Here is a 17403-nt window from a genome sequence, read left to right on the forward strand (position 1 = left end):
GCCCCGGGCGGGGCGGTGGAAACCGCCCGGCCCGGGTGGGACCTCAGGTGTTCTTCTTCAACAGCTGCGAGGTGTCCTTGCGCAGCCGGAACCAGTAGAAGCCGTGACCTGCGAGGGTCAGCAGATACGGCCACTCGCCGATGGGGGGAAAGCGCACCCCGCCGATCAGCTCCACCGGATGCCGTCCGTTGAAGGACTGCAGGTCCAGCTCGGTGGGCTGCGCGAACCGCGAGAAGTTGTGCACGCACAGCACCAGGTCGTCCTTGTACTCCCGGAGGAAGGCGATCACCGCCGGGTTGGACGACGGCAGTTCGGTGTACGAACCGAGGCCGAAGGCCGGATTCTGCTTACGGATCTCGATCATCCGCCGTGTCCAGTGCAGCAGCGAGGACGGCGAGGTCATGGCCGCCTCGACATTGGTGACCTGGTAGCCGTAGACCGGGTCCATGATCGCCGGCAGGGAGAGCCGGGCCGGGTCGCAGGAGGAGAACCCGGCGTTGCGGTCCGGGGTCCACTGCATGGGGGTGCGGACGGCGTCGCGGTCGCCGAGCCAGATGTTGTCGCCCATCCCGATCTCGTCGCCGTAGTAGAGGATCGGCGAGCCCGGCAGCGACAGCAGAAGGGCCGTGAACAGCTCGATCTGATTGCGGTCGTTGTCGAGCAGCGGGGCGAGCCTGCGCCGGATGCCGATGTTGGCCCGCATCCTCGGGTCCTTGGCGTACTCGGCGTACATGTAGTCGCGCTCTTCGTCCGTGACCATTTCGAGCGTCAGCTCGTCGTGGTTGCGCAGGAAGATGCCCCACTGGCAGTTGGACGGGATCGCCGGAGTCTTGGCGAGGACCTCCGAGACCGGGTACCGGGACTCACGGCGCACGGCCATGAAGATGCGCGGCATCACGGGGAAGTGGAAGGCCATGTGGCACTCGTCGCCACCGGACTCGAAGTCGCCGAAGTAGTCGACGACGTCCTCCGGCCACTGGTTGGCCTCGGCGAGCACCACGGTGTCCGGGTACGACGCGTCGATCTCGGCCCGGACCCGCTTGAGGAAGGCGTGGGCGCGCGGCAGGTTCTCGCAGTTCGTCCCTTCCTCCTGGTAGAGGTAGGGCACGGCGTCGAGGCGGAATCCGTCGATGCCCAGATCCAGCCAGAAGCGCAGGGCCGAGATCATCTCCTCCTGGACGGCTGGGTTCTCGTAGTTGAGATCCGGCTGGTGGGAGAAGAACCGGTGCCAGAAGTACTGCTTGCGGACCGGGTCGAACGTCCAGTTGGAGGTCTCCGTGTCGACGAAGATGATCCGGGCGTCCTGGAACTGTTTGTCGTCGTCGGCCCAGACGTAGTAGTCCCCGTAGGGCCCGTCCGGATCGGACCGCGACTCCTGGAACCACGGATGCTGGTCGCTCGTATGGTTCATGACGAAGTCGATGATCACGCGCATGCCGCGATGGTGCGAGGCGTCGACGAATTCCACGAAGTCGGCGAGATCGCCGAACTCGGGGAGGACGGACGTGTAGTCCGAGACGTCGTAACCACCGTCGCGCAGCGGTGACTTGAAGAACGGCGGCAGCCATAGGCAGTCGACGCCCAGCCACTGGAGGTAGTCCAGTTTGGCGGTAATGCCCTTGAGGTCGCCTACGCCGTCTCCATTGCTGTCCTGGAATGAGCGTACGAGCACTTCGTAGAAGACGGCGCGCTTGAACCACTGGGGATCGCGGTCCTTGGCGGGCGTGTCCTCGAATGTGTCCTGGACGGGCTCATTGACGATCATGATGTGGGTGACCCTCCGATCGGCGGGGACGGTCGCAGGGCGACGATGTGCGCGGGCGTACGGCCCGGATCGAGGCGCACATAGTTGGCCCTGCCCCAGTGATAGGTCTCGCCGGTGAGCTCGTCGCGCACCGGGACGGAATCCGGCCAGTCGAGGCCGAGTTCCGGCATGTCCAACGAGACCGTGGCCTCCTGGGTGTGGTGCGGGTCGAGGTTGACGACCATCACAACGATGTTCGATCCCGAGCGCTTCGAGTACGCGATGATCGCGTCGTTGTCCGTGTGGTGAAAATGCAGGGAGCGCAGCTGCCGCAGGGCGGGGTGGCGGCGTCGCAGCCGGTTCAGCGTGGTGATCAGCGGGGCGATGGTGCGCCCCTCGCGCTCCGCCGACTCCCAGTCACGCGGCCTGAGTTGGTACTTCTCCGAGTCGAGGTACTCCTCACTGCCCGGCCGGGCAGGGGTGTGCTCGCACAGCTCGAAGCCCGCGTACATGCCCCAGGCCGGTGACAGTGTGGCGGCCAGCACGGCCCGCGCCTCGAACGCCGGACGGCCGCCGTCCTGGAGGTAGCCGTGCAGGATGTCCGGGGTGTTCACGAAGAAGTTCGGACGCATGTACGAGGCCGCGTCGCCGGAGAGCTCCGTGAGGTACTCGGTCAGTTCCTCCTTGGTGTTGCGCCAGGTGAAGTAGGTGTACGACTGCTGGAAGCCGACGGCGCCCAGGGTGTGCATCATCGAGGGACGGGTGAAGGCCTCGGCCAGGAAGATCACGTCCGGGTCGGTGCCGTTGATGTCCGCGATCACCCGCTCCCAGAAGACCACCGGCTTGGTGTGCGGGTTGTCGACGCGGAAGATCCGCACGCCGTGGCCCATCCAGAAGCGCAGCAGCCGTGTCGTCTCGCTGATCAGGCCCGGCATGTCCGCGTCGAAAGCGATCGGGTAGATGTCCTGGTACTTCTTCGGTGGGTTCTCCGCGTAGGCGATGGTGCCGTCCGCGCGGTGGTGGAACCACTCGGGGTGTTCGCTCACCCACGGGTGGTCGGGCGAGCACTGCAGCGCGAAGTCCAGCGCGACCTCCATACGCAGGTCACGGGCGCGCGCCACGAAGTGGTCGAAGTCCTCGAAGGTCCCGAGGCCGGGGTGGAGCGCGTCGTGACCGCCCTCGGCCGAGCCGATGGCCCAAGGGACGCCGACGTCCGAAGCGGACGCCGAGAGGGTGTTGTTCGGCCCCTTGCGGAAGGTACGGCCAATGGGGTGGACCGGCGGCAGATAGATCACGTCGAAGCCCATCGCGGCGACGGCGGTCAGCCGTTCGGCCGCCGTCCGGAACGTGCCGCCGACCACGGTGCCGTCCGCCTCGGTGCGAGCCCCCTCCGAGCGCGGGAAGAACTCGTACCAGGAGCCGAAGAGCGCCCGCTCGCGCTCGACCAGCAGGGGCATCGGCCGCGACGCCGTCACCAGTTCACGCAGCGGGTGGCGGCTCAGCGCGGCGTCGGTCTCCGGGGCGAGGGCCGCGGCCAGCCGGGCGGCGGCGGACCGCGCGGTGTCGCGCAGCGCGTCCACGGCGGCCAGCACACCCTCGCGCCCGTCGTCCTTGGGCACACCGGAGGCGGCCCGCTCGTACAGCTCGGCGCCCTCGGCGAGGACCAGCTCGGTGTCGATACCGGCCGGGATCTTGATCTGGGCGTGCTGGCGCCAGGTCGACACCGGGTCGCTCCAGGCCTCGACGGTATACGTCCAGTGGCCCTCGGCGTCCGGTGCGACCTCGGCGCCCCACCGGTCGGTGCCGGGGGCGAGCTCACGCATCGCGATGCGCGGCCCGTCGTGACCCGCCGGGTCGCGCAGGACCACCTGCGCGGCGACGGCGTCGTGGCCCTCGCGGAAAACGGTGGCGGTGACCGGGAACGACTCACCTGCCACCGCCTTGGCGGGCCTTCTCCCGCAGTCGACTGCGGGGCGTACGTCCAGGACGGGAATGCGACCGATCATTGGCTCACCTGGGGGCAGTGCGGCCGTGGCTGACCGCGGCTCGCGTTTTCGGGACTTCTGGGGGTCTGTCCTATTTAGCTGCTCCGTTGAGGGCTGACGGGCTGCGGGCATGACCGCTCCTGTCCACGTTCACTCGGGTGGACCGACTCAGATCGGCTGAGGGTTCGATTGCGTGTGCGTACCGGAGGAGCCTTCCCTCCCCGAACGGGTGGGCAATCCGGTGCTGTGTTAACTACTGCCGCGTAATGACGGGCGAAAACAGAAAGCGGGCCGGCCGTGCCCGAAGGGCCGACGACCCGGTGTTTCCCGTGGGTCCGGTGGGGCTGTGGGGGTGGTGCGCGGACACCTCCGCGTGCGCCGACGCGACCGCGCACGGGGGCGGCGGAGACCCGCAGGCCGCCCCCGTGTGCGCCGTGGTGACGAACGGCGCGCTGCCACTAACGTCGGGGATGACGGAGGGGCGCACAGCGTGGTGGGTCCCCTCGGATGTGTCCCTCCCTGTGAAGGTGGAACCCGTGAAGGCCATTCGTCGATTCACCGTCCGCCCCGTCCTCCCCGCACCCCTGCGACCACTCAGCGACCTCGCCCGCAATCTGCGCTGGTCCTGGCACACCGAGACCCGTGAGCTGTTCCAGGCCGTCGACCCCGAGTGCTGGGTGGCCTCGGGCGGCGATCCCGTACGGCTGCTCGGGACCGTGTCGTCCCGGAGGCTGGCCGAGCTGGCCGGCGACCGGCGATTTCTGCGCAGGCTGACTGAGGTCTCCGACGACCTCGACGACTATCTGAACGGCAGCAGGTGGTACCAGAAACAGAACGACGAAGGAGCCGAACTTCCGGGCGCCGTCGCCTACTTCTCGCCCGAGTTCGGAGTCACCGCCGCCCTGCCGCAGTACTCCGGCGGCCTGGGTGTCCTGGCCGGTGACCACCTGAAGGCCGCCAGCGACCTGGGGCTGCCGCTCATCGGCGTCGGACTGCTCTACCGGCACGGCTACTTCAGGCAGAGCCTGACCCGCGACGGCTGGCAGCAGGAGCACTACCCGGTGCTCGACCCCAACGAGCTGCCCGTCTCACTCCTCAGGGAGCCCGACGGCACCCCCACCCAGGTCGTGCTCGCCCTGCCCGGCGGACGCTCGCTGCGCGCGCACATCTGGCAGGCCCGGGTGGGGCGCGTACCGCTGCTGATGCTCGACTCGGACGTCGAGGAGAACGCGCCGTCCGAGCGCGAGGTGACCGACCGGCTGTACGGCGGAGGCAGCGAGCACCGGCTGCTCCAGGAGATGCTCCTCGGCATCGGCGGGGTCCGGGCGGTCCGGGCCTACTGCCGGCTCACCGGGCACGCCGAGCCCGAGGTCTTCCATACGAACGAGGGGCACGCCGGATTCCTCGGCCTGGAACGCATCCGTGAACTCGGCGCCGAGGGGCTGGAGTTCGACGCCGCCCTGGAGTCGGTGCGGGCCGGGACCGTCTTCACGACGCACACCCCCGTACCGGCCGGCATCGACCGTTTCGACCGGGAGCTCGTCGCGCACCACTTCGGGGACCAGGGCGAGCTGCCCGGCCTCGACGTCGGACGGATCCTCCAGCTCGGCATGGAGACCTACCCGGGCGGCGAGCCGAACCTCTTCAACATGGCGGTGATGGGCCTACGGCTCGCGCAGCGGGCCAACGGTGTCTCGACGCTGCACGGCTCCGTCAGCCGCTCGATGTTCGCCGGTCTGTGGCCGGGCTTCGACCCCGAAGAGGTGCCGATCGCCTCGGTGACCAACGGGGTGCACGCGCCGACCTGGGTCGCGCCCGAGGTCATCAGGCTCGGGGCACGGCAGATCGGCCTGAACCGCACCGAGGAGGCCCTGTCGGTGGGCGACTCGCAGCGCTGGGACACCGTCGCCGACATCGCGGACACCGACATCTGGGAGCTGCGGCGCACCCTGCGCGAGCAGCTGGTCCAGGAGGTACGGGAGCGGCTGCGGGCGTCCTGGCGCCAGCGCGGCGCCGGGGAGGCGGAGCTCGGCTGGGTCGACGACGTCCTCGACCCGGGCGTCCTGACCATCGGATTCGCCCGGCGCGTCCCCTCGTACAAGCGCCTCACCCTGATGCTGCGCGACCGCGACCGCCTGATGGAGCTGCTGCTCCACCCGACGCATCCCATCCAGATCGTGGTGGCGGGCAAGGCCCATCCGGCGGACGACGGCGGCAAGCGGCTCGTGCAGGATCTGGTGCGGTTCTCGGACGACCCGCGGGTGCGCCACCGGATCGTCTTCCTGCCCGACTACGGCATGCGGATGGCGCAGAAGCTCTACCCGGGCTGCGACGTGTGGCTGAACAATCCGCTGCGTCCGCTGGAGGCGTGCGGGACGAGCGGGATGAAGGCGGCGCTCAACGGCTGCCTCAACCTGTCGGTGCTCGACGGGTGGTGGGACGAGTGGTTCGAGCCGGACTTCGGCTGGGCCATCCCGACCGCCGACGGCGCGGCCACCGACGACGACCGCCGTGACGAGCTGGAGGCGAACGCGCTCTACGACCTGATCGAGCAGCGCGTCGCCCCGCGCTTCTACGACCGGGGACCGGCCGGGCTGCCCGACCGCTGGATCGAGATGGTCCGCCAGACGCTCGTCACGCTCGGCCCGAAGCTGCTGGCGGGACGCATGGTGCGGGAGTACGTGGAGCGGCTGTACGCCCCGGCCGCCCACGCCCACCGGTCCCTGGACCCGGACACCGCACGGGAGTTGGCGCTCTGGAAGGCCCGGGTGCGCGAGGCGTGGCCGCGGGTCGCCGTCGACCACGTGGAGGCGCTGACGCCGACCGCAGTGAACGGCGCCGCGGAGCTCGGCTCCACGCTCGCCCTGCGGGTACGGGTGGCGCTCGGCGCGCTGGGGCCGGACGACGTGGAGGTGCAGGCGGTGGCGGGCCGGGTGGACCCGGACGACGCGATCGGCAAGGCCAGGACCTTCCCGCTGAAGCCGACGGGCGGCCCGGACCTGGAGGGCCGCTGGGTGTACGAGGGCCCGCTGGCCCTGGACCGAACGGGCGCCTTCGGCTACACGGTCCGCATCCTGCCCGCGCACCGCCTGCTGGCGACCCATGCGGACCTGGGCCTGGTCGCGGTGCCCTCGGAGTCGACCGGGGAGGCGGCGGGGGTCTTGATGCGGTGACCGGGGCTTGATCCGTGCGCCCTGTGAACGGGCAGTGCCCGGGGCCGGTGGCCCCGGGCACTGTGCGGATCAGTGGTTCGGACGCTGCTGACGCGTCAGAAGGTGATCTTCCAGCTGTTGATGTAGCCGGTGTCCTGCGCGGCGACATCCTGGACCTTGAGCTTCCAGACGCCGTTCGCGGTCTCGGAGGACGCGTTGACCGTGTATGTCTCCTTGACGTTGTCCGCCGAGTCGTTCGACGAGGACGGCTTCAGCCGGTAGGACGTTCCGTCCGGGGCGAGCAGGTCGACGACCAGGTCACCGCGCCAGGTGTGCACGATGTCCACGGCGACCTTGAGGGTGGCCGGAGCGGCACCCGTCTTGGTGGAGGTGATCGAGGAGGTCACCGCGGCGCCGTTGTCCGGGATGGCGACGTCCGCGAGGTTCTCGAAGGAAGTGCCGGTGTCGCCACCGGGGCGGCTGCCGACGTTGATGCCGGCCCACGCGTCGGCGACGGCCTTGTACTCGGCGCTGGTGGTGCCGTACAGCTCACCGGCGACCGCGAGGGTGCCGGTACGGGCGCCCGCGTAGTCGGTGCGCGTGTTGAACTTGGTGGTGAGCGCCTTGAACCAGATCTGCTGTGCCTTCGCCCGGCCGATGCCGGTCACCGGCAGACCGTCGGAGGTCGGCGAGTCGTAGTTGACGCCGTTGATGGTCTTGGTGCCGCTGCCCTCGGAGAGCAGGTAGAACCAGTGGTTCGCCGGGCCCGATGAGTAGTGGACGTCGATGCCGCCGATGCCCGAGTACCACGCGTCCTTGGACGAGCCGTCCTTGCTCGGCTTGTCCATGTAGCGCAGCGGAGTGCCGTTGCCCCGGATGTCGATCTTCTCGCCGACGAAGTAGTCGCCGACGTCCTGGGGGTTGTTGGCGTTGAACTCGACGGCCGCCGCGAAGATGTCGGAGGTCGCCTCGTTCAGACCGCCCGACTCGCCGCTGTAGACGAGGCCGGCGGTGTTGGAGGTGACGCCGTGCGTCATCTCGTGCGCCGCGACGTCGATCGAGGTCAGCGGCTTGGCGTTGTTCGCGCCGTCGCCGTACGTCATGCAGAAGCAGGCGTCCGACCAGAACGCGTTGACGTACGCGTTGCCGTAGTGGACCCGCGAGTACGCGCCGACGCCGTCGCCCTTGATGCCGGTGCGGCCGTGCACGTTCTTGTAGTAGTCCCAGGTGAGACCCGCGCCGTAGGCGGCGTCGGCGCCCGCGGTCTCGGCGTTCTGCGGGGTGCCGTCGCCCCAGACGTCGTCGGGACCCGAGAAGAGGGTGCCGGTGCCCGAGGTGCCGCGGTTGAGGTTGTACGTCTTGTGGTTGCCGCGGCCACCGTCGGTCAGGTTGAAGGTGGAACCCGACTGTGTGGAGCCCACCGTGACCTGGCCGCTGTACTGGGTGTTGCCGGTGCCGTTCTCGATGGCCTGCCACTCGAAGAGCTTCTTGCCGGTGGAGGCGTCGGTGACGACGTGCAGCTCGTTGGGGGTGTCGTCGTGCTGGAGACCCCCAACGACCGTCTCGTACGCCAGCGTCGGCTTGCCGTCGGTCATCCAGACGACCTTGCGGGGCGCCCGGCTGGCGTCGGCCTTGGTGGAGCCCTCCGCCTCGGCGGCGCTCAGCGCCTGCTTCTCGGCTGCCGCCGGGGCGACCTCCGCGGTGGTGTCGACGGCCTTCAGCTCGGCCTTCGACGCCTTGGTGACAGCCTCGGTCTTCCCCGCCTTGGTCTCGGCGACGACCAAGTCGCCACCGAGGACCGGGAGTCCGTCGTAGGTGCGCTCGTAGCGCGTGTGGGTGGTGCCGTCGCGGTCCTGGACGACATCGCGTACGGCCAGCTTCTCCTTGGCGCCGAGGCCGAGTTCCTTCGCGGTGGCCGCCTTGGTGGCGTTGGCCTCGCGTATCAACTCGGCGCGCTGCGCGGGGGAGAGCTTGGCGGGCAGAGCGCCCGGGTTGGGCTGTGCGGCCGCCTTGGTGGCAGCCCCCGTGTCGGGGCTGGCACTGGCGGCGCCGGCCTGAACGCCTACGGCGAGCAGGGCGCTGGCGGCGATGAGCGCGCCGGTAGCAGTGGCGCGGTTACGCCTGCGGGGGGTCGTGGGTCTCACGCGAACTCCATCTGCGAAGAAGGTACCGGGCGACTGGGTGGGCCGACCGGGCAAGGCAGCAGAACGGAAGAACAGGCAGAGCGTCAGTACGAGCTACGTGCTGAGGTACGAGTGATGCGTGGATCGGGGGAAGAGTGCCAGTCGGGACGTGTACCTGTCAGGAGCGCATCAAGAAGTTGGCCAAAAATCGTCCGTTGCCCGAATGGTCACGTTCGTTAACCGGACGTTTCAACGGCATCTACCGGGAGTTGCCGATCATTGCCCCGACGTCATCCGGAGTCCGGCGCAGCCCGAATTCGAAGAGGACGTCGATGTTGAGCTCGAACTCGTCCTGTTCGAACATGCTGTTGAGCAAGGGGTACGCACCCGCAGCGGTGATCGCTTCGAACTGTGGCTCGTTCCGTGCCACCCACTCGCCGCCGGACATCCCGGTGCCCTGCAGGGCCGGTCCTCCGACTCGACGGCGACGGCCAGCCCCTGGACGTACGCGAAGAGCGCGAGGTGGGTGTAGATCATGTCGTACGGTGCGAGCCCGGCCCCCCGGAGGGCGCCCAGCACCCGCGCGGAGGTCCTCGCCCTGACCCTGCTGCGCGGCACGGGCACCACGCGCCCGCTGTCCGGCACCGAAGCCAGGCCCGGCGCGACTGCCGACGTCAACGCCGGTCCGGTTGCCGCCGCCGGGTCCCCGGCCGCCGTGTAGGGCGCCGTACGGACATCGCGGCGCACCGGCACCTTCCAGGTGCTCGGATCCCGGTGCGCCTAGGCCTTCCGGATGGCCTTCACCAGTCCGGCGACCAGGTTCGCCCGCTCGGTCATGGCCTCGACCAGCAGGTACTCGTGATCGGCGTGGGCGCCGCCCCCGACCGCTCCGAGGCCGTCGAGTGTGGGCACTCCCAGCGCGGCCGTGAAGTTGCCGTCGCTTCCGCCGCCGACCGCCCTGCCTTCGATTTCCGGAAGCAGCCGCTTGGCCACCGCGAAGAGCTCGGCCGACGCCGACTCGGGCATCGGGGGGCGGCCGACGGCTCCCTGAACCGAGAGCCGCGCCCCGTCGAGATGCGGGGCCAGCGCCGCGAACGCGGCCTCGACGCGGTCCTTCTCGCCGGCCGACTCGACCCGGACATCGACGACGACGGTCGCCTCCGCGGGCACGACGTTGTCCAGGGTTCCCGCGGACGCGACGGTCGGGGTGACCGTCGTGCCGATGCCGGGCCGGCCGAGCGCCGCGATGTCCAGCACCTGGTGTGCCGCTTCGACCAGGGCGTTGACCCCGGCCGCGGGCTCAAGGCCCGCGTGGGACGCCCGGCCCGTGACGGAGACCTGGAACGTGCCGCAACCCTTGCGGCCGGTCTTCAGCCCGCCTCCGTCGGCGGCGCCCTCAAGGACCAGTACGGCGCCACAGGCAAGGGCCCGCTCTTCGAGGAGGGCGCGGGACGAGCCGGAGCCGACCTCTTCGTCGGCGGTCACCAGGATCTCGACGCCCGACCGGTCGTCGAGCGTCGCCAGACCATGAACGGCCTGCACGAGACCGCCCAGCATGTCGAAGACCCCGGGGCCGGTCGCGCGGCCGTCCTCGACCAGGAAGGGGCGGCGCTCCAGGGTGCCGAGCGGAAACACGGTGTCGTGGTGACCGAGGACCAGCACCTGGGGTTCGCCACCGGCCGACCAGTGGACGTGCGGCCCCGCCGCGCTCGCCACGAGGACGGCCTCTCCGCCGAGGCGGCTCTCGACGACGGCGGCGACAGCCTTGGCCGATGCCGTCAGGGCGTCGGGATCGCGCGACGGGGACTCGACCTCGACGAGCGTCCTGAGGTCGTCGAGCATCGCGTCGACACTCACGTGGCCGGTGCTGGGCATCGTCATGCCGCAAGCGTAGCCAGCGCTCCGCAGGGGCCCGTTGGCGACCTGGCCGCGATCACCCACCCTGCGCACGGCCGGCCCCGCGCCGTCAGGCCAGGCTTTCCCGCCATGCCCGGTGCAGACCGGCGAACCGGCCTGTTCCCGCGACGAGTTCGGCCGGGGCGCCGTCCTCGACGACGCGGCCGTGCTCCATGACGAGCACCCGGTCGGCGATCTCCACCGTCGACAGGCGGTGGGCGATCACCACGGCGGTGCGGCCGTGCAGCACGGTGTGCATCGCGCGCTGGACGGCCCGCTCGCCCGGGATGTCCAGGGACGAGGTGGCCTCGTCGAGGATCAGTACCGCCGGGTCGGCGAGCAGCGCGCGGGCGAAGGCCACCAGTTGGCGCTGGCCGGCCGAGATCCGGCCGCCCCGCTTGCGTACGTCCGTGTCGTACCCCTCCGGCAGGCCGCTGATGAACTCGTGGGCGCCGATGGCCTCGGCCGCCCGCTCGATGTCCTCGCGGGTGGCGTCCGGGCGGCCGATGGCGATGTTCTCCGCGACCGTGCCGGAGAACAGGAAGGCCTCCTGCGTCACCATCACCACCCCGCGCCGCAGCTCGGGCACCGCGAGGTCGCGCAAGTCCACACCGTCGAGCAGGACTTGGCCCTCGGTAGGGTCGTAGAAGCGGGCGAGCAGCTTGGCGAGCGTCGACTTGCCCGCGCCCGTCGAGCCGACGACGGCGACCGTCTGGCCGGCCGGCAGCGACAGGTCGAAGCGCGGCAGCACCTCGCCGCCGGTGCGGTAGGCGAAGTTGACCCCGGCGAAGACGACCTCGCGGCCCCGGTGTTCGCGGGCCGTCGCGGGCAGCGCGCGCGGCTGTGCGGGCTCGGGCACGGTCGGTGTCTGCGCGAGCAGGCCCGCGATCTTCTCCAGCGACGCGGCAGCGGACTGGTAGGAGTTGAGGAACATGCCGAGCCGGTCGATCGGGTCGTACAGCCGCCGCAGGTAGAGCACCGAGGCGGCCAGCACACCGAGCGCCAGCGTGCCGTCCGCGACCCGGTAGGAGCCCCACAGTACGAGTCCCGCGATCGCGGTGTTCGCCACCAGCCGGGAGCCGGTCACATAGCGCGCCATCTCAAGGAGGGTGTCGCCGTTCGTCAGTTCGTGGCGGCGGTTGAGGAGCTGGAAGTCCGCGTCGTTGGCCGCTTCGCGGCGGAAGGCCCGCACCGGCCGGATGCCGTTGATCGTCTCCGCGAACTTCACGATGACGGCGGCGATCGCCGTGGACCGCCTGCTGAAGATCCGTCCGGCGCGGCGCTGATAGAGCCGCACGAGCAGATACAGCGGTACGAAGGAGAGCACCGCGAATCCGCCGAGCCCGATGTCCAGGTAGAGCAGCAGCGCGCAGATGTAGACGACGGACAGGATGACCCCGAGCAGCTCCTGGAGGCCCTCGCCGAGCAGTTCCCGCAGCGACTCCACGTCGGTCGTGGAGCGGGAGATGAGCCGCCCCGAGGTGTACCGCTCGTGGAAGTCGACGCTCAGGGCCTGCGCGTGGCGGAAGATCCGGCCGCGCAGATCGAGGAGCACGTCCTGGTTGACCCGGGCGGACGCCTGGATGAAGGCGTACTGGAGCGCCCCCGCGCCCAGTGCGCACACCAGATAGCCAGCCCCGACGGCGATCAGCGGCCCGAAGTCGTCGCGCCTGAGCGCCGGCACACCGCGGTCGATGGCGTACGCCACCAGCAGCGGCCCGGCCTGCACCACGGCCTGCTGGAGGAGCAGGAGCAGCGTCGCGACGGCGACCGCGCCCCGCCTGGCCCGCAGCAGCGAGCGCAGCAGCGTGCCCGTCGCCCCCTTGACGGCGGGCAGCGCGTCGCGGTCGAAGAGGTCCTCGGTCCGCGGCGGGGGAGTGGTCCCCGGCCGGGGCCGGGGGTCGGGGCCGGTACCCGGGTCGGATTCGGGGGCGGGCCTGCCGTCCACGGTGGTGGTCATGCGTGATCCCCCTTGCCTGCGGCGCCGACGGGTTCGCCGTCGCCCGCGCCCGACATCAGCCAGGCGTACTCGTCGCTGCTGCGCAGCAGTTCGTAGTGGGTGCCGACGGCGCTGATCCGGCCCCCGGAGAGCAGTGCGACCCGGTCGGCGAGCAGCACGGTGGACGGCCGGTGCGCCACGACGAGCGCGGTGGTCCTGGCCAGCACCCGCCGCAGCGCCGCCTCCACCAGCGTCTCGGTGTGCACATCGAGCGCCGACAGCGGATCGTCCAGGACGAGGAACCGGGGCTCGCCCACCACGGCCCGCGCCAGCGCCAGCCGTTGCCGCTGTCCGCCGGACAGGCTCAGCCCCTGCTCGCCGACCTGCGTACCGGCGCCGTGCGGAAGCTCTCCCACGAACCCGGCCTGCGCGGTGTCCAGAGCCAGCTCCAGCTCCGCCTCACCCGCGCCCGCCGCGCCCATCAGTACGTTCTCGCCGACCGTCGCCGAGAAGAGCGTCGGCTCCTCGAAGGCGACGGACACCAGCTCCCGCAGCCGCTCGCGCGGCAGCGCGGTGATGTCGGCGCCGTCGAGCGTGATGCGCCCACCGGTCACCTCGTGCAGCCGCGGTACGAGCGTGGTGAGCGTGGTCTTGCCGCTGCCGGTGGCTCCGACGATCGCCATGGTCTCGCCGGGTCTGATGTGCAGGGTGATGTCCGCGAGTACCGGAGGGGAGTCCGCTGCCGCGTCGGGATAGCGGAACGCGACGCCCTCGAAGCGGATCCCGTCGGCGGCCCCGGCGGGGCCCGCGCTCGCCGCCGGGACCGCCAGGGTCCCCGCGTCCGTCTCCTCGGGCGCGTCCATCACCTCGAAGTAGCGGTCCGTCGCGGTCGCCGCGTCCTGGCTGATCGCCAGCAGGAAGCCGATCGACTCCACCGGCCAGCGCAGCGCGAGCGCCGTCGAGAGGAACGCCACCAGGGTCCCCGCCGACAGCACACCGTCGGCGACCTGGACCGTGCCGAGGACCAGGGCCGCGCCGATGGCCAGCTCCGGCAGGATGGTGATCAGCGCCCAGATGGCGGCCAGCAGCCGGGCCTTCACCAGCTCGGTGCCGCGCAGCTTCAGCGACAGCTCACGGAACGCGACGGCCTGGCTGCGGTGGCGGCCGAAGCCCTTGATGATGCGAATGCCCAGGACGCTCTCCTCGACCACCGTCGTCAGATCGCCGACCTGGTCCTGGGAGAGCCGTGACACCCCGGAGTACTTCGACTCGAAGAGCGAGCACAGCACCACCATCGGGATCACGGGCCCCAGCAGCACCAGCCCGAGTGACCATTCCTGGAACAGCAGAATGACGAACCCGACCAGGATGGTGACCCCGTTGACCAGCAGGAAGGTCAGCGGGAACGCCAGGAACATCCGCACGATCATCAAGTCAGTCGTGCCGCGCGAGAGCAACTGCCCCGACGCCCAACGGTCGTGGAAGGCCATCGGCAGCCGCTGGAGATGCCGGTACAGGTCGGCCCGCATGCCCGCCTCGACGCCGGCCAATGGCCGCGCCACCATCCAGCGCCGGATGCCGAACAGCACCGCCTCCACCACGCCGAGGACCAGCAGGAACACGGCGCCCAGCCACACCCCGCCCGGATTGCCGTCCGCGACCGGGCCGTCCACGATCCACTTCAGGACGAACGGGAAGACCAGGCTGAGGCAGGACGCGACAACAGCGACAAATGCCGCACCGAAGAGACGCGCCCGCACCGGGCGCACGTAGGGCCACAGCCGCAGGAGCGAGCGTACGGCCGACCGGTCCGGGGGTGCTGAATCTGTTTCTGGCATCAGGGGTGAGCCTATGGTTCACCACTGACATCGTTCATCTGGTTTTCGGCGGGACGGACCCGGACCCCGCCCGGTCGTACCCCGGCATCAACCGATCGGCCGATGCCGGTTCGAGCGCGATGGCCGATGTTCCGAACCCCGGCCGCCGGGATCCTCGTACCCATGGCAATCATCGAAGTCAGCGCGGTGCGCAAGGCTTACGCGGGGCGGCCCGCGGTGGACGGCGTGAGCTTCACCGTCGAGGAGGGGGAGATCTTCGGGATCCTCGGCCCCAACGGCGCGGGCAAGACCACCACCGTCGAATGCGTCGAGGGGCTGCGCGTCCCCGACTCCGGCACGGTCCGGGTCGCCGGACTCGACCCGGTCGCCGACCACGACCGCGTCACCGCGATCCTCGGCGCCCAGCTCCAGGAGAGCGAGGTGCAGGCCAAGCTCACCGTGCGCGAGGCGCTGGAACTGTACGCCGCCTTCTACCCGGCCCCCGCCGACTGGCGTGTCCTGGCGGAGCGCCTGGGCCTCACCGACCGCCTCACCGACCGCTTCGGCAAGCTCTCCGGCGGCCAGAAGCAGCGGCTCTCCATCGCCCTCGCGCTCATCGGCAACCCCAGGATCGTGGTACTCGACGAGCTCACCACGGGCCTGGACCCGCGTGCCCGCCGCGACACCTGGAAGCTCATCGAGGACGTGCGGGACTCCGGGGTGACCGTCGTCCTGGTCACCCACTTCATGGAGGAGGCGCAGCGCCTCTGCGACCGCGTCGTGGTGATCAACAAGGGCCGGGTGGCGGCCCTCGACACCCCGGCGGGCCTCATCGGGCGCTCCACGACCTCCACCGTCATCTCCTTCACCCCCTCGCGCCCGCTCGACGAGCACGAGCTGGCCCAACTGCCCGAAGCGGCCTCCGTGGAGCACCGGGACGGCCGGGTACTGATCAACGGGACCGACGCGACCGTCAACGCCGTGATCTCCCTGCTCGCCAGGCACCGGATCACCGCGAACCAGCTGCGGGTCGGCGACGCGACGCTCGACGACGCCTTCCTCGACCTCACGGAGAGCCTCGCCGAAGACCCCGCCAAGAACCTCACAGAACAGGGCGCCTGACATGTCCGCATCCGTCGCCGTGCTCAGGACCGAGGCCAGGCTCTTCGGCCGCGAACCGGGCAGCCTCTTCTGGATCCTGCTCTTCCCGACCCTGCTGATGACGATCCTCGGCCTGATCCCGTCCTTCCGCGAGGCCGACGAAGCCCTCGGCGGCCGACGCGTCATCGACCTGTACGTGCCCGTCGCCGTACTCCTCGCCTCGATCATGGCCGCGATCCAGGCGATGCCGCCCGTCCTCACCGGCTACCGCGAACACGGCATCCTGCGCCGCATGTCGACCACCCCGGTCAGGCCCATGTCGCTGCTCGCCGCGCAGATCGCGCTGCACGGCGCCGCCGCCCTGGCCTCCACGGCCCTCGTCATCGCCGTGGGCCGCATCGGCTTCGGCGTCGCGCTGCCCGAGCAGTTCCCCGGTTACGTCCTGGCACTGCTGCTCACCACGGGCTGCGCCCTCGCGCTGGGCTCCCTGGTCTGCGCGCTCTCGCGCACCACGAAGATCGCCAGTGTCATCGGCTCGGTGGTCTTCTTCCCGGCGATGTTCACCGCGGGCGTCTGGGTTCCGGTCCAGGCGATGCCGGAGACCCTCCGGCGCATCGTCGAGCTCACCCCCTTCGGCGCCGCTTCGCAGGCGCTCGACCAGGCGGCCACCGGCGGCTGGCCCGGTTGGACGCACCTGGGGGTGATGGCAGTGTGGGCCGTGCTGCTGACCGGCGTCGCGGCACGCCGGTTCAAGTGGGAATAGCGGCCATGACGGCCGCGAAGGCGACGGGGAAATGGGAGCGGGACACGATGACGGGCACCGGGACGGCCGCGGCGACAGCGCCGCCGACGGTCGAGGAACGCTGGGGCCAGTTCTTCCGCTGGGGACCCTACGGCCTGCTGGGCCTCGCGACGCTCATCGGCGCGGGGGCGGCCGACCTCCTCATGACCCGCCCGGAGATGTACGCCGCCGGAGCCCTGATCCTGGCCGCGCTCGCCCTCCAGCTGTGGTGGGGCAGAGCGGGCCGTGACCTGCCCGAGCAGGCCGTCCCCGGCCGGGTGTACTACGTCCTGCGCGCCCTGCTCGGCTTCGCCCTGTCCTGGCTCAACCCCTTCTTCTCCATCTACGCCGTCCTCGGCTACTTCGACGTCTCCGCCCTGCTGCCGCGCCGCGCGGCCCGCGCCGGGCTGCTCGCCACCGCCGTGACCATGGCGGGCTCCCAGTCCGGCGGGCTGCCGCCGCCGTCGACCATGAGCTGGCTCGCCTTCGGCGGGTTGTTCGTCCTCAACGCCTCGCTCTGCCTCGTCTTCGCCCACCTCGGCACCCAGGAGGACGAGAAGAACGAGGGACGCGCAGCCACCATCGTCGAGCTGGAGCGCACCAACGCCCGCCTTGAGCAGGCGCTGGCGGAGAACGCCGGACTGCACGCCCAAGCCGCAGCCCCGGCAACGAGCCGTTGAGCGCCCGCGAGCGCGAGGTGCTCGAACTCGTCGCCAAGGGCACGTCGAACCGCGAGATCGCCGCGGCCCTGTTCATCAGCGAGGCCACCGTCAAGACCCACCTGACCCACATCTACGCCAAGCTGGACGCCAAGGACCGGGCGGCGGCCGTGGCGGCGGCGTACGACCGCGGAATCCTGGGCTGA

At 70.5% G+C, this 17403-nt stretch carries 12 protein-coding genes and 1 pseudogene; 6 read left to right on the forward strand and 7 right to left on the reverse strand.

Annotation, left to right across the window (positions count from 1 at the left end; all coding sequences use genetic code 11):
• Nucleotides 1-43: 43 nt before the first annotated feature.
• Nucleotides 44-1765 (reverse strand): maltose alpha-D-glucosyltransferase, encoded by a 1722-nt coding sequence (treS, locus tag ACLLJJ_RS29160; protein ID WP_434596829.1) that lies wholly within the window; start codon nucleotides 1763-1765, stop codon nucleotides 44-46.
• On the reverse strand, nucleotides 1762-3750 hold the full coding sequence (locus tag ACLLJJ_RS29165; RefSeq protein ID WP_434596831.1) for an alpha-1,4-glucan--maltose-1-phosphate maltosyltransferase: 1989 nt from the start codon (nucleotides 3748-3750) through the stop codon (nucleotides 1762-1764). The genes treS and ACLLJJ_RS29165 overlap by 4 nt, the downstream gene beginning before the upstream one ends.
• A gap of 515 nt (nucleotides 3751-4265) precedes the next feature.
• On the opposite strand from ACLLJJ_RS29165, the gene glgP reads away from it, so the two are divergent.
• On the forward strand, nucleotides 4266-6902 hold the full coding sequence (glgP, locus tag ACLLJJ_RS29170) for an alpha-glucan family phosphorylase (protein ID WP_434596833.1): 2637 nt from the start codon (nucleotides 4266-4268) through the stop codon (nucleotides 6900-6902).
• A gap of 95 nt (nucleotides 6903-6997) precedes the next feature.
• On the opposite strand, the gene ACLLJJ_RS29175 is transcribed toward glgP, so the two are convergent.
• Both ACLLJJ_RS29175 and ACLLJJ_RS29180 read right to left on the reverse strand, forming a co-directional pair.
• On the reverse strand, nucleotides 6998-9025 hold the full coding sequence (locus ACLLJJ_RS29175) for a M4 family metallopeptidase (protein ID WP_434596835.1): 2028 nt from the start codon (nucleotides 9023-9025) through the stop codon (nucleotides 6998-7000).
• Nucleotides 9026-9263: 238 nt separating this feature from the next.
• Nucleotides 9264-9452: a hypothetical protein gene (locus ACLLJJ_RS29180; RefSeq protein ID WP_434596837.1), complete on the reverse strand. Its 189-nt coding sequence runs from the start codon at nucleotides 9450-9452 to the stop codon at nucleotides 9264-9266.
• Between the two features lie 87 nt (nucleotides 9453-9539).
• Between ACLLJJ_RS29180 and ACLLJJ_RS29185 the strand changes: the two genes are divergently transcribed.
• Nucleotides 9540-9725: a hypothetical protein gene (locus ACLLJJ_RS29185; protein ID WP_434596839.1), complete on the forward strand. Its 186-nt coding sequence runs from the start codon at nucleotides 9540-9542 to the stop codon at nucleotides 9723-9725.
• A gap of 59 nt (nucleotides 9726-9784) precedes the next feature.
• Here ACLLJJ_RS29185 and ACLLJJ_RS29190 read toward each other — a convergent pair whose 3' ends face one another.
• The 3 genes from ACLLJJ_RS29190 to ACLLJJ_RS29200 form a co-directional block, all read right to left on the reverse strand.
• Entirely contained in the window at nucleotides 9785-10885 is a 1101-nt protein-coding gene (locus ACLLJJ_RS29190) for a M20 family metallopeptidase (protein ID WP_434596841.1), read from the reverse strand.
• Nucleotides 10886-10970: 85 nt separating this feature from the next.
• A complete protein-coding gene (locus ACLLJJ_RS29195) occupies nucleotides 10971-12860 on the reverse strand; it encodes an ABC transporter ATP-binding protein (protein WP_434596843.1) in 1890 nt (629 codons plus the stop codon).
• Nucleotides 12857-14677 (reverse strand): ABC transporter ATP-binding protein, encoded by a 1821-nt coding sequence (locus ACLLJJ_RS29200; RefSeq protein WP_434596845.1) that lies wholly within the window; start codon nucleotides 14675-14677, stop codon nucleotides 12857-12859. Before ACLLJJ_RS29200 ends, ACLLJJ_RS29195 begins: the two co-directional genes overlap by 4 nt.
• Before the next feature lie 162 nt (nucleotides 14678-14839).
• Here ACLLJJ_RS29200 and ACLLJJ_RS29205 point away from each other — a divergent pair, with 162 nt between their 5' ends.
• From ACLLJJ_RS29205 to ACLLJJ_RS29220, 4 genes and pseudogenes are all read left to right on the forward strand, one after another.
• A complete protein-coding gene (locus tag ACLLJJ_RS29205; RefSeq protein WP_434596847.1) occupies nucleotides 14840-15778 on the forward strand; it encodes an ABC transporter ATP-binding protein in 939 nt (312 codons plus the stop codon).
• A 1-nt stretch (nucleotide 15779) separates the two neighbouring features.
• Nucleotides 15780-16520 carry an ABC transporter permease gene (locus tag ACLLJJ_RS29210; protein ID WP_434596849.1) on the forward strand — a complete coding sequence of 247 codons (741 nt, stop codon included), beginning with the start codon at nucleotides 15780-15782 and terminating at the stop codon, nucleotides 16518-16520.
• A 5-nt stretch (nucleotides 16521-16525) separates the two neighbouring features.
• Nucleotides 16526-17218 carry a hypothetical protein gene (locus tag ACLLJJ_RS29215; protein WP_434596851.1) on the forward strand — a complete coding sequence of 231 codons (693 nt, stop codon included), beginning with the start codon at nucleotides 16526-16528 and terminating at the stop codon, nucleotides 17216-17218.
• A pseudogene (locus ACLLJJ_RS29220) lies at nucleotides 17185-17403 on the forward strand (response regulator transcription factor); the annotation flags it as partial. The gene ACLLJJ_RS29215 and the pseudogene ACLLJJ_RS29220, both read left to right, overlap by 34 nt.

The sequence above is a fragment of the Streptomyces sp. A5-4 genome, assembly GCF_051131715.1.
GTDB lineage: Bacteria > Actinomycetota > Actinomycetes > Streptomycetales > Streptomycetaceae > Streptomyces.